Origin of the sequence: Methylibium sp., from assembly GCF_035762065.1 — a bacterium.
In the GTDB taxonomy this organism is placed as follows: Bacteria; Pseudomonadota; Gammaproteobacteria; order Burkholderiales; family Burkholderiaceae_C; genus Methylibium.
Genome location: NZ_DASTPW010000040.1, coordinates 17,618 through 29,874 on the forward strand (window position 1 = coordinate 17,618; position 12,257 = coordinate 29,874).

At 72.3% G+C, this 12,257-nt stretch carries 12 protein-coding genes; 6 read left to right on the plus strand and 6 right to left on the minus strand.

The window, feature by feature from the left end:
* The first annotated feature begins 2 nt into the window (after window positions 1-2).
* Both ssuC and VFR90_RS10560 read left to right on the plus strand, forming a co-directional pair.
* The gene (ssuC, locus tag VFR90_RS10555; protein WP_326406090.1) at window positions 3-806 is read left to right on the plus strand and encodes an aliphatic sulfonate ABC transporter permease SsuC; all 804 of its coding nucleotides are present in this window, start codon (window positions 3-5) and stop codon (window positions 804-806) included.
* Complete coding sequence (locus tag VFR90_RS10560) at window positions 803-1,606, plus strand: ATP-binding cassette domain-containing protein (RefSeq protein WP_326406091.1); 804 nt, start codon at window positions 803-805, stop codon at window positions 1,604-1,606. Before ssuC ends, VFR90_RS10560 begins: the two co-directional genes overlap by 4 nt.
* Before the next feature lie 39 nt (window positions 1,607-1,645).
* On the opposite strand, the gene VFR90_RS10565 is transcribed toward VFR90_RS10560, so the two are convergent.
* Together VFR90_RS10565 and nagA are read right to left on the minus strand one after the other, a co-directional pair.
* Window positions 1,646-2,905 carry a sensor histidine kinase gene (locus VFR90_RS10565; protein WP_326406092.1) on the minus strand — a complete coding sequence of 420 codons (1,260 nt, stop codon included), beginning with the start codon at window positions 2,903-2,905 and terminating at the stop codon, window positions 1,646-1,648.
* A 258-nt stretch (window positions 2,906-3,163) separates the two neighbouring features.
* Window positions 3,164-4,336, minus strand: coding sequence for an N-acetylglucosamine-6-phosphate deacetylase (gene nagA / locus VFR90_RS10570; protein WP_326406093.1), 1,173 nt, complete (start codon window positions 4,334-4,336; stop codon window positions 3,164-3,166).
* Window positions 4,337-4,370: 34 nt separating this feature from the next.
* Between nagA and VFR90_RS10575 the strand changes: the two genes are divergently transcribed.
* The gene (locus VFR90_RS10575; RefSeq protein ID WP_326406094.1) at window positions 4,371-5,396 is read left to right on the plus strand and encodes a glucokinase; all 1,026 of its coding nucleotides are present in this window, start codon (window positions 4,371-4,373) and stop codon (window positions 5,394-5,396) included.
* A gap of 96 nt (window positions 5,397-5,492) precedes the next feature.
* On the opposite strand, the gene hmgA is transcribed toward VFR90_RS10575, so the two are convergent.
* Genes hmgA through VFR90_RS10595 form a run of 4 tightly spaced genes read right to left on the minus strand, consistent with a single transcriptional unit; the run spans window position 5,493 to window position 9,569 of the window.
* Window positions 5,493-6,812, minus strand: a complete 1,320-nt coding sequence (hmgA, locus tag VFR90_RS10580; protein WP_326406095.1) for a homogentisate 1,2-dioxygenase — start codon at window positions 6,810-6,812, stop codon at window positions 5,493-5,495.
* On the minus strand, window positions 6,809-7,021 hold the full coding sequence (locus VFR90_RS10585) for a DUF2783 domain-containing protein (RefSeq protein ID WP_326406096.1): 213 nt from the start codon (window positions 7,019-7,021) through the stop codon (window positions 6,809-6,811). Before VFR90_RS10585 ends, hmgA begins: the two co-directional genes overlap by 4 nt.
* Window positions 7,022-7,032: 11 nt before the next feature.
* On the minus strand, window positions 7,033-8,619 hold the full coding sequence (locus VFR90_RS10590) for an FAD-dependent oxidoreductase (protein WP_326406097.1): 1,587 nt from the start codon (window positions 8,617-8,619) through the stop codon (window positions 7,033-7,035).
* The gene (locus VFR90_RS10595) at window positions 8,616-9,569 is read right to left on the minus strand and encodes an MBL fold metallo-hydrolase (RefSeq protein WP_326406098.1); all 954 of its coding nucleotides are present in this window, start codon (window positions 9,567-9,569) and stop codon (window positions 8,616-8,618) included. The genes VFR90_RS10590 and VFR90_RS10595 overlap by 4 nt, the downstream gene beginning before the upstream one ends.
* 112 nt (window positions 9,570-9,681) lie before the next feature.
* Here VFR90_RS10595 and VFR90_RS10600 point away from each other — a divergent pair, with 112 nt between their 5' ends.
* From VFR90_RS10600 to VFR90_RS10610, 3 genes are all read left to right on the plus strand, one after another.
* Window positions 9,682-10,515, plus strand: coding sequence for an IclR family transcriptional regulator (locus tag VFR90_RS10600; RefSeq protein WP_326406099.1), 834 nt, complete (start codon window positions 9,682-9,684; stop codon window positions 10,513-10,515).
* A 283-nt stretch (window positions 10,516-10,798) separates the two neighbouring features.
* A complete protein-coding gene (locus tag VFR90_RS10605) occupies window positions 10,799-11,026 on the plus strand; it encodes a hypothetical protein (protein ID WP_326406100.1) in 228 nt (75 codons plus the stop codon).
* 111 nt (window positions 11,027-11,137) lie between these two features.
* A complete protein-coding gene (locus VFR90_RS10610; protein WP_326406101.1) occupies window positions 11,138-12,247 on the plus strand; it encodes a YeeE/YedE family protein in 1,110 nt (369 codons plus the stop codon).
* The last annotated feature ends 10 nt before the right edge of the window (window positions 12,248-12,257 follow it).

The window sequence follows — 12,257 nt, forward strand, 5'->3', positions numbered from 1 at the left end:
CGATGAAGCTTCGACATCGACTGCCGCTCACGTCGCGCGAGCTGCTGCCCTGGGCCGTGCCGGCCGGCCTCATCGCGCTGTGGCAGCTCGCCTCGCAGGCGGGCTGGCTCTCCACGCGCATCCTTCCCGAGCCCTGGGCCGTCGCGAAGGCCTTCGGTGCGCTGTGGGCGTCGGGCGAGATGCAGAAGCACGTCGCCACCAGCACCTGGCGCGCGCTCACCGGCCTTGCGATCGGCGGCGGGCTCGGGCTGGTGCTCGGGCTCGTCACCGGCAGCTTCCGTCGCGCCGAGACCGCGCTCGACTCGACGCTCCAGATGGTGCGCAACATCCCGCCGCTCGCGCTGATCCCGCTGGTGATCCTGTGGTTCGGCATCGACGAAGCTGCGAAGCTTTTCCTGGTCGCTTTCGGCGTGTTCTTCCCCGTCTACCTGAACACCTTCCACGGCATCCGTGCGGTCGATCCGGCGCTGATCGAAATGGCCAGGAGCTACGGCCTCGGTGGCTGGCGGCTCTACCGCCACGTGATCCTGCCCGGCGCGCTGCCGAACATCCTGGTCGGGCTGCGCTTCGCGCTCGGGCTGATGTGGGTGCTGCTGATCGTGGCCGAGACCATCTCGGCGCAGGCCGGCATCGGCTACATGACGATGAACGCGCGCGAGTTCCTGCAGACCGACGTGGTGCTGGTCGGCATCCTGCTGTACGCCCTGCTCGGCAAGCTGGCCGACGTGCTTGCGCGCGGGCTCGAACGCGCCGGGCTGCGCTGGCACCCCGGGTACCGGTGGCCGCTCGAAGGATCGACGACATGAACACGCTCGAACTGGAAGTCACCGAGTTCTGGACGGCACGGCGCGAAGCCCGGGTGCCGCTGGGCACAGCCGTGGCGCCGGACGCGCAGCGCGGCGCGGCCGTCGCGCTGCGCGGCGTGGGCAAGCGCTACGGCGCGCGCGAGGTGCTGCGCGGCCTGGACCTCGAGATCGCCGCCGGCGAGTTCGTCGCGATCGTCGGGCGCAGCGGCTGCGGCAAGAGCACGCTGCTGCGGCTCGTCGCGGGGCTGGAGACGCTCGACGACGGTCGGATCGACCGTGGCGATCGCGCCCAACCCGATGCCGTGCGCGTGATGTTCCAGGACGCGCGCCTGCTGCCGTGGAAGCGCGTGGTGGACAACGTCGCGCTCGGGCTCGACGGTGCCGACGCGAAGGCGCGCGCGCTCGAAGCGCTCGCGCAGGTCGGGCTCGCCAACCGCGCGCGGGAGTGGCCCGCGGTGCTCTCCGGCGGGCAACGGCAGCGCGTCGCGCTTGCCCGCGCGCTGGTCCATGCGCCGCGGCTGCTGCTGCTCGACGAGCCGCTCGGCGCGCTCGATGCGCTGACGCGCCTGGAGATGCACCGCCTCATCGAAAACCTCTGGCGCCGCCACGGCTTCACCGCGCTGCTGGTGACGCACGACGTCAGTGAGGCGGTCGCGCTGGCCGACCGCGTGGTGTCGATCGACCAGGGCCGCATCGTGCTCGACGAACGCATCGGGCTGCCGCGGCCGCGCTCGCGCGGCGAGCCTGCCGCGGCGGCGATCGAGGAACGGGTGCTGCGCGGCGTGCTCGCCGCGGCGTGAAGCCGCTGAGGCGGCAGGCCGCGCAGCCTTCGCGGCGGCTCAGGCCGGCGCGAACGGCAGCGCGAGCCGAACGCAGGTGCCGCGGTCCGGCTGGCTCTCCACCGCGATGCTGCCGCCCATCGCCTCGACCAGCTGCTTGACGACCACCAGCCCCAGGCCGGTGCCCGGGATGGCGCTGCGTTCGCGGCCGAGCCGGTTGAACGGCTGGAACAGCTGCGCGCGCTGCCGTTCGTCGATGCCGATGCCGGTGTCGCGGATCGCGATGCACAGACGGCCGTCCTCGCACAGTTCGGTCTCGATGCGCACCTCGCCTTGCGGTCGGTTGTACTTGATCGCGTTGCTCAGCAGGTTGGTGCAGATCTGCCGCAGGCGGCGCAGGTCGCCGCGCCATGTCCGCGCGGCCGGCTCGACGGTGGTGGTGATGGTGATGTCGTGCGCGAGCGCGTTCGCCTTCAGCTCCAGCTCGCAGTCGTGCAGCAGCTTCGGCACGTCCACGTTCTCGGGCTCCAGCGTCATGCGGCCCGCGTCCAGGCGCGAGATGTCGAGCACGTCGTCGATCAGGCGCAGCAGGTGCCAACCGGAACGCTCGACGTGGTCGACCCACTGGCGGTGCTGCGGCGAAAGTTCGTCGGCCTGCGACTTGAGCAACTGGCCGAAGCCGAGCACGCCGTTCAGCGGCGTGCGCAGTTCATGGCTCACGCGCGAGAGGAACTCGCTCTTCGAGCGGCTGGCCGCTTCGAGCGCTTCGCGCTCGTGCTCGAGCGCCTGCAGGCGCTCGCGCTCGGCGGTCTCGAGTTCGAGCGCGCGGGTGCGCTCGGCCACACGGGCCTCCAGTTCCCGATTGAGCCGGTCGAGTTCGGCTTCGGCGGCCCGGCGCTCCTGCACCTCGCCTTCGAGCCGCCGCACCAGCGCCTCGAGCTGCGCCGTGCTGGGCAGCCGCAGGGCACGGGGGATGAGCGGCCACAGAAGCACCGCCGTCACGACCGAGATGATCGCGGTCGCCGCCTTGAACACCGCTTCCAGCCGGTATTGCGGCGACCAGATGGTCACGATGTCGATCACGTGCGTCGTGCCGCACATGAACACGAACGCGGAGAAGAGGACAAAGATCCACTTGAAGTGCAGATCGGCCCTGCGCCGGGCGAACACCAGCAGCGCGACGGGAATCGAGTAGTACGCCAGCGCGATGAAGGCGTTGCCCGCGACCATCGTGGTCAGCAGCGCGCTGTCCCACTGGAAGCAAACCCCATGCGGCAGGAAGCCCTGCGTCGCGGCAAGGTCGAACCAGGACTTGTCCATGCGAGCGTCTTTCCTCCATCTGGGAATCGGCAGTTGCCGACGCGCGAAGGCCAGCATAGGTTTGCCGGAGGCCGCGTTGGAGCGGCGGAAATACCGAGGCTGAACAACTGCGCAGCCCTTAGACGATGGGACTGCCGCGGCTGCGGAAGTGTTGCTTTCATGCCACCCACTGGCACGGCATTCGGACGCGGTGGGCCGGAATCGCCCAGCCTTTGTGCAGGACGGGCGGCATGCCTGATCGCAGGCGTGCCGGGGGCGTTATGCCCTTGTGCCGCCGATCCAGGTGGCGCGCACCACAAGCGCTTCGTCGAGCTCGACGAAATCCGCCTGCAGACCCACGGCGATGCGCCCGCGTGTCGCCGCGAGCCCGAGGAACTCGGCCGGATAGCGGCTCGCCATCCGTGCCGCTTCGTCGAGCGGCACGCCGAGCAGCCGCACCGTGTTGCGCACCGCATCGACCATGCCGAGTGCCGAGCCGGCGAGCGTGCCGGCCTCGTCGCGGCAGGCACCGTCGGCACAGACGATGCGCCGGCCGTCGAGCATGAAGTCAGGCCGCTCGCCGCCGACCGGCGGCATCGCGTCGGTGACCAGCATGGCCTTGCCGCGCGGCTTCGCGGCCAGTGCGATGCGCAGCACCGCGGGGTGCACGTGGTGACCGTCGACGATCAGGCCGCACCAGCTGCGCGCGTCTTCCAGCGCCGCACCCACGACGCCCGGCTCGCGCGCGGCCATCGGCGTCATCGCGTTGAACAGGTGGGTGAAGCCGCGCAGGCCGGCGTCGAGCGCCGCCCGCGTGGTCGCATGGTCGCCTGCGGTGTGGCCGGCGCAGACGATCACGCCCGCGCGCGTCAGCTGCTCGATCAGGCCCGGCGCCACTCGCTCGGGCGCCAGCGTCAGCATCCGCACGCCGAGATCGGGGCGCATCAGCAGCGCGAGATCGCGCGGGTCGGGTACGCGGAACTTCGCGCCGTCGTGGATGCCCGCGCGCGCACCGTGCAGAAAGGGCCCTTCGAGGTGCAGGCCGAGCACGCCGGGCACGCCCTCGGCGAGCGCCGCGGCCACCGCATCGGCCGCCGCGTGCATCACCTCGGGCGTGTCGGTGATCAGCGTCGCGACGAAGCCGGTGGTGCCGAAGCGGCGGTGCGCCGCGGCGATGACGCGCAGCGATTCGACCGTCGGCGCCGCGTTGAACAGCACGCCGCCGCCGCCGTTGCACTGGCTGTCGATGAAGCCGGGCAGCAGCGTGCGGCCGGCGAGGTCGTGGCGCCGCAAGGTCGCGAGCCGCGGGTCGTCGTCGCCGACGAGCGCTGCGATGCGGCCCGCACGGACCACCACCGCGAGGCCGGTGCGCAAGCCGTCTTCGGTGAGCACACGCGCGTTGACCAGCGCGAAGGCCGCCTCGCCGCCGTCTAAAGCCTGAGCTGCATCCATGCCGGCATGTTGCCGCCCAATGCCGCTCGCTACCATGGCCCGCGCCATGAACCTCGCCCCTGCCTTCATCGCCGCCGACATCGGCGGCACCCATTCCCGCATCGGCCTCGTGCGTGCCGGCACGGGCCGATCCGTCGAGCTGCTGCACAGCGAGCACTACCGCGGCCGCGAGTGGCCGGGGCTGCCGGAGATCCTGGCCGACTTCATCGGGCGCTTCGCCGCGCACGGCGGCCAGCCGGTACGGCACGCGGCACTGGCCTGCGCCGGCTACCTCAACGACGACGCGGTGATCAACGACAACCTGCCCTGGCCGCTGCCGCTTGCGCCGCTGCGCGAACGGCTCGGCTTGCAGCGGGTGGAAGTCATCAACGACTTCGAAGCGGCCGCGCACGCGGTCGCGGCGCTCGAGCCGGCCGCCTTGCGCAGCGTGATCGAGCCGCCGCGCCCGGCGAGCCCCGGCGGCCCGATCGTCGTGATGGGCCCCGGCACCGGACTCGGTTGCGCCTTCGTGCTGCCCGGCACCGACCGCGACCCGCGCCGGCGCGTGCTGCCGACCGAAGCGGGGCACGCCGGCCTCGCGGTGGCCACGATGCGCGAGGCCGCGGTGATGCGCGAGGTCGCGCGCGACGCCGACTTCGCCGAGGCCGAGCACGCGCTGTGCGGTCCGGGGCTGCTGCGCCTGTACCGGGCGATCGCGCGGCTCGACGCGGCCGAAGCGCCACTGCAGTCGCCCGCCGAGGTCACGCGCGCCGCGATCGCCGGCCACGACGCGGTGGCCGTCGAGGCGCTCGACATGTTCTGCGCGCTGCTCGGCGGCGTGGCGGCCGATCTGGCGACCGTCGCGCGCGCCAGCGGCGGCGTGGTGCTGGCCGGCGGCATCGCCGCGCAGATCGACGGCTTCCTCAAGCGCAGCCGCTTCGCCGAACGCTTCCTGCGCCGAGGCGTGATGCGGCCCTTCCTCGAGCAGGTGCCGGTGCGGCTGGTCGATCACGGCGACTTCGGCGTGATCGGCGCGGCGCGATGGTCCCTGGCCTGGGGTGCGGCGAGCGATTTCGCTTGACGCGGGGCAGCGCCCGCGGCGCTGCTGAAGAGCTGCCGATGCTCGCGCGCTGTGGCTCGCGCACGGCGATCGGGCCGAGGCGCGCCGGCCGCGCGCCTACGCCCCTCGGCGTTCGACGAACTTGTCCTGCAGGCCGCCCCAGCAGTCGGCGTACGCGCTGTCGAGGGAGCCCCCATGCAGCGCGAACGCGGTCGGGATGAATCGATAGCGGCTCTCGAACATGAAGGCCAGCGTGTCGTCGAGCTTGTGCGGCGCGAGCGGCGCGCTGCTGGCTTTCTCGAAGGCCTGCGCGTCGGGGCCGTGCGGAACCATGCCGTTGTGCAGCGATGCGCCGCCCGGCCGGAAGCCTTCGGGCTTGGCGTCGTACCGGCCCAGCACCAGCCCCATGAACTCGCTCATCAGGTTGCGGTGGTACCAGGGCGGTCGGAAGGTGTCTTCGGCGACCAGCCAGCGCGGCGGGAAGATCACGAAGTCGCAGTTGGCGGTGCCGGGCGTGTCGGACGGCGAGGTGAGCACGGTGAAGATCGACGGATCGGGATGGTCGAAGCTGATCGAGCCGATCGTCATGAAGTTCGCGGTGTCGTACTTCAGCGGCGAGAGGCTGCCGTGCCACGCGACCACGTCGAACGGCGAGTACGCGAGCGTCGTGTGCCACAGGCGGCCGCCGAAGCGCTTGACGACTTCGCACGCAACGTCGGCGGCGTCTTCGTAGGCGGCGACCGGCGCGAGGAAGTCGCGCGCGTTCGCGAGGCCGTTCGAGCCGATCGGCCCGAGTTCGGGCAGGCGAAACGGCGCGCCGTGGTTCTCGCAGACGTAGCCGCGCGAAGGACCGTCGAGGCCGTCGACGCGGAACAGCATGCCGCGCGGCAGCAGCGCGATCTCGCCCGGCTTCACCTCCAGCACGCCGAGCTCGGTGCGGATCGCGAGCCGCCCCTGCTGCGGCACCAGCAGCATCTCGCCGTCGGCATTGACCAGCGCGCGCTTTGCCATCGGCCGGTTGAACAGGTAGACGTGCGCCGCGATGCCGGTGTGCATCTCCACGTCGCCGTTCGCCGCCACCGTGCGCAGACCGTCGACGAAGTCGAGCGGCGCGGACGGCAGCTCGAACGGCGCCCAGCGCAGCGGCTCGGGCGGCAGCACGCCGCCGCTTCGCATCGCCTGCTGCGCACCGCTGAGCCAGTGCGGCTGCTCGTAGGGCCGGTACGCGGCGGCGACGACCGAGGGTCGCCTGCGGTACAGCCAGCTGCGCCGGTTCTCGGCGCGCGGCGCGGTGAACGCGGTGCCCGAGACGAGCTCCGCGTACAGGTCGAACGGCGCGCGCTGCGGGCTGTTGCGCCCACGCGGCAGCGCGCCTTCGACGGCCTCGGTGGCGAACTCGTTGCCGAAGCCGGACTGGTAGCGCAGCGGGCCGTTCATGTCGGTGCTCTCGTGGCAGGCGCCGTGCCGCGCGCCGCGACGAGTGCTTCGCGCAGGACGGCGAGGTCGCCCACGTGGTTGGCCAGCAGCAGCACGAGCCGTGCGTCGAGCGCACGGCTTGCGTCGGCACTCAGGCCCCGGTGCGCGTCGATCAGCGCTTCGTAGAAGTCGTCGGGCGCGGTGAGGTTGGGCGTGGTGATCAGCGGCATCGCGGTCTCGTTCAGGCGCGCGCGAGCGCGCGTGCGAGCGCGTCGCGCACGCCGGCGGGCGTCGGTTCGCGCCAGCGGGCGCAGACGTGGTGGTCGGGACGGATCAGCACCGCGGCGCCCGGTGCGAGCGCGTAGCGGCGCGCGACGAGACCGTCGATGTCGCGCAGCGTCGCGTCGGCCTCCGTGCCGACGGTCAGCACCTCGATGTCGCTCAGCTCGGCCGCCGCCGCGCGCGCCTGCTGCGCGATACGCCGGGCGCCGCCGTCGTGCGCGAGCAGCAGCGTGAAGCCGCCCCGCAATTGCCGCAGCAGCCAGCCGCGGACGCCGTCGCGTTCGACCGGCGCGTCGCAGCAGGGCGCGCCGGGCCGCATCGGCCCGGCGAAGGCGCCCTCCTCCTGCGTGTTCAGTGGCGACCCGTCCAGCGTGGCCGGCAGCGACAGCCGGCCGCTGTTGACCAGCGTGCGCGCGAACGGGTGCGTCTTCGCGAGCTGCAGCACCGCGTCGCGGTAGAGCCGGCTCGCCTCGCTCTTCGGCGTGATGAAGTCGGTCGAGCGGGTCGAGTGGAGGATGTTCTCGTCGGCGGCGGCTTCGCGTTCGCTGGCGTAGCTGTCGAGCAGCGCCTCGCTCGCCTGCCCCTGCACGACGGCCGCGAGCTTCCACGCGAGGTTCTCCGCGTCCTGCACGCCCGAGTTCGCGCCGCGCGCGCCGAACGGCGAGACGCCATGCGCCGCATCGCCGGCGAACAGCACCCGGCCATGCCGGAAGCGATCCATGCGCTGGCACGCGAAGGTGTAGACGCTGGCCCAGACCAGCTCGAACTCGCGCGCCTCGCCGAGCAGCGCGCGGATGCGCGGCAGGATGTTCTCCGGCCGCTTCTCCACTTCGGGATCGGCATCCCAGCCGAGCTGGAAGTCGATGCGCCAGACGCCGTCGGGCTGCATGTGAAGCAACACGCTGCCGTTGCGATGAAACGGCGGATCGAACCAGAACCAGCGCTCGGCCGGCTGCGCGAGCTTCATGCGTACGTCGGCGATCAGGAAGCGGTCGCGGAAGACGCGGCCCCGGCTCTCCTGGCCGATGAGCGCGCGCACCGCCGAGCGCGAGCCGTCGCAGGCGCAGAGGTAGTCGGCCTGCACCTGCTCGCGGCCGCGTGGCGTTTCCAGGTCGATGCAGACGCCGTCGTCGCGGGCATCGACGCCGACGACCTCGTGCTGCCAGCGCAACTCGATCGACGGCAGCGCCTGTGCACGCGCCAGCAGGAAGGCCTCGACGTGGTACTGCTGCAGGTTGATGAAAGCCGGGCGGCCGTGACCCGGCTCGGGCTGCAGGTCGAAGCGGTAGATCTCCTCGTCGCGGAAGAACACGCGGCCGACCTGCCACGAGACGCCCTTCGCGACCATCGCTTCGCCGCAGCCGAGCCGGTCGAAGACCTCCAGGGTGCGCTTGGCGAAGCAGATCGCGCGCGAGCCGGCCGCCGAGCGCTCGGCGTGCTTGTCGAGCAACAGCACCGGGATACCGCGCTGGGCGAGGTCGATCGCCAGGCTCAGGCCGACCGGCCCGGCGCCGACCACCGCCACCGGATGCCGCGCCGGGTTCATCCCTCGAGCGTCCTCCACATCTCCACGTCGCGCTCGGCGGTCCAGATGCGCGGGTCGGGGTGCTGCGTCGCCTCGTCGTAGCAGCGCGTCACGTCGAAGGGCATGCAGTGGTCGAAGATGACCCAGTGGCCGTACTTCGGCTTCAGCGCCGCGAAGGTGTCGCGGTAGACCGCGTTCAGATCCTTGCCCGCGGCGACGCCGGCCTGCACGTTCGCGTGCACGTCGGCAATGAAGGCGCGCGTGCCGGCCAGGCCTTCGGCCACCAGCCCGGGCGTCGTCAGCGCCGCGCCACGGCCCGGCACCAGCTTCAGCGGCTCGAGCGCGGCGACGCGGTCGAGCGTCGCGGGCCAGTCCTTGAAGTAGGCGTCGCCGGCATACGGCGTCGCGCCGAACTCGACCAGGTCGCCGGAGAACAGGATGCGTTCCTGCGGCAGCCAGGCGACGGTGTCGCCCTTCGTGTGGCCGCGGCCGAGCTGGATCAGTTGCACTTCGAGCTTGCCGAGCCAGATCGACATGCGGCCGGTGAAGGTGATGGTCGGCCAGGTCAGGCCCGCCGGCACCGACTCGACGTTGCGGAACAGGCGCGGGAAGCGGCCGATCTCGCTGGCCTTGTCCTGCTCGCCGCGCTCGACGATGAGGTCGTAGGTGTCGCGGCTCGCGATGACGTGCTCGGGCGCGTAGCCCGAAGCGCCGAGCACCCGCACCGCGTGGTAGTGGCTCAGCACCACGTACTTGATCGGCTTGTCGGTCACTTCGCGGATGCGGCGGATCACGTCCTGCGCCATCACCGGCGTGGCCTGGGTGTCGACGACCATCACCGCGTCGTCGCCGACGATCACGCCGGTGTTCGGGTCGCCTTCGGCGGTGTAGGCCCAGGCATGGTCGGAGAGCTTCGTGAAGCTGACCTGCTTTTCCTCCAGGTCGGCCTGCGAGGCGAAGGCTTTGTTCATGACGGATGCGTTCGGCGGTGCACGAAGTCGCTTGAGCTTAGTCAGCGGGTTTGCTAATGTCGAACGCATTCGTTTAAGTGAAAACCCGGAGCTTCCCGATGGACGAGGTTCGATGAGCGGGTCGGCACGCGCCGCCGCGTCCCCGGCCGCCGCCGCGAAACCCGCGCGCGGCGCCGCGCCGGCGCCGCGCGCCTCGCGCGGCATCCAGAGCATCGAGGTGGGCGGGCAGCTGCTCGTCGGCCTGGTGCACCTGGGGCGGCCGGTGCCGCTGAAGGACTTGGCCCAGGCCGCAGGCATGACGCCCGCCAAGGCCCACCCCTACCTGGTGAGCTTCTGCAAGCTCGGCCTGATCCAGCAGGACGCCGGCAGCGGCCACTACGGACTCGGCCCGCTGGCACTGCAGGCCGGGCTCATCAGCATGCAGCAGGTCGATCCGATCCGGCTCGCCGGCGCCGAGCTGCCGCGGCTGGCCGAGGCGATCGGCCACACCGTCGGCCTCGCGATCTGGGGCAACCGCGGGCCGACCTTCGTGCGGCTGGCCGAAGGCCCGAGTGCGGTGCACGTCAACATGCGCCACGGCACGGTGGTCTCGGTCTTCGGCACCGCGTCGGGCCGGCTGTTCGCCGCGTTCGTCGCGCGCGAGGACGTGCTGGCCGCGCTGCGCGCGGAGACGGGTCGCGCGTCGGCCCGCATCGAGGCGGGCCTCGCCGACGAGCTCGCGCGCATCCGCAAGCAGGGCTTCGCCGGCCTGAAGGACGGCACGATCCCCGGCATCAGCGCGATCGCCGCGCCGGTGTTCGACGGCTTCGGCACGATGGTCGCGAGCCTCACCGCGATCGGTCCCGGCGCGACGCTGGACGCCTCGATCCGCGGCGGCGCCGCGCGCACGCTGATCGACACCGCCGCGCGGCTTTCGGCGCGCCTGGGTGCCCGCCCTGCCGCCTGAGCGGCATGCCGCGTTCACGGGGGCGGGGCCGCTCGCGCTGCAGCCTCCCCTGTTCGAAACCGGCGGTGCATGACGTGCTTCACGGCGGGCACACCATCTGCCGATGCGAACGTGCAGGGCCGCGAAACCCGTCACGGCCCGACCGCGCGGTGTAGGCGTTCTTCGGACACGCCTCACCTTTCGGTCCGACACACAGTACAGCGTCGAGACGATGGTCGAGGGCCCGTCGTTGCCCGACATTGAGATCACGGCGTGCGCCTCGCGCACGTTTCAGGAGCCCGAGATGAACGCCTCTCCGTCAGCCTCCCGCAACCCCTTCGTGCTGCGCTTCGCGTCGCTGTTCGCCGAGGGCCGCGCGCTGGCTTTCCCCTGCGACGCGCAGGGCCGGGTCGACCTCGACGCGCTGCCCGAGCGGGCCCGCGGCAACTACCTGTTCGCCCGTGCGCTGGTGGGCCGCGACTTCGCCGTGCCCTGCGTCTGCCCCGCGGCCGGCGCGATGTTCGCGTCCTGATCCGCGGCGCGGGCCCCGCGGCGGGCCGGCCGAGCCCGCCACGGCGCGCATCGAGCCTGCCGCCGAGCCCGGGCACGCGCTCGTCGACGCGCTCCCTACACTGCGGCCCCGATGGCCGCACCCGACACCCTCTTGACCCTCGTGCTGCTCGGCGGCGCCGCGCTCGGCCTCGCCTTCGGCGCGCTGGTGCAGGCGACGCGCTTCTGCACGATGGGCGCGATCGCCGACGTGATGACCTTCGGCGACGCGACCCGGCTGCGCATGTGGGTCGGCGCCGCGCTCGTCGCGATGCTCGGCGCGCAGGCGCTGATCGGCTTCGGCGGCGTCGATCTTTCGTCGTCGATCTACACCTCGCGGCGCATCCCCTGGCTGTCGCAGGCGCTCGGCGGTGCGCTGTTCGGCTTCGGCATGGTGCTGGCCGGCGGCTGCCCTTCACGTGCGCTGACGCGGCTGGGCAGCGGCAACCTGAAGGCGCTGGTGGTGCTGCTGATGGTCGGGCTGTTCGCGCAGATGAGCCTGCGCGGCGTGCTCGCGGCGCCGCGCGCGAACGGGCTCGATTCGGTCGCGCTGATGCTGGCCGGGCCGCAGGACCTGCCCGGCACCGTCGCGCGCCTGTCGGGCTTCGGCATCGACGTCGTGCGCGTTGCGCTGTGCGCGGCGATCGCCTTGCCGGTGCTCGCCTGGATCGCGCGCGGCGCCGGCGGCCGCCGCCCTGCGGCCTGGCTCGCGAGCCTCGCGATCGGCGCCATCGTCGCCGGCGCCTGGTGGCTGACCGGCGCGCTCGGCCACCTCGCCGAGCACCCCGAGACGCTGGAGCCGGCCTGGCTCGGCACCGCGTCGAAGCGGCCCGAGGCCTTGAGCTTCGTCGCGCCGAGCGCGCACGCGCTGGACCTGCTGACGCTGTGGTCCGACCGCGGCACGGTGCTCAGCTTCGGCGTCGCGCTGCTGGTCGGCACGACCTGCGGTGCCGCGCTCAGCGCGCTCGCGCGGCGCGAATTCCACTGGGAGTCGTTCCGCGACCTGCGCGATCTGGCACAGCACCTCGTCGGCGGCGCGCTGATGGGCGCCGGCGGCGTGCTCGCGCTGGGCTGCTCCATCGGGCAGGGACTGAGCGGCGTCTCGCTGCTGTCGATCGGCTCGTTCGTCGCGCTGGCGGCGATCGTGCTGGGCGCCTGCGCGGCGCTGCGCTACCAGGCCGGCGTCATCGAGCGCTGCGGCTGATCGGCCGCCG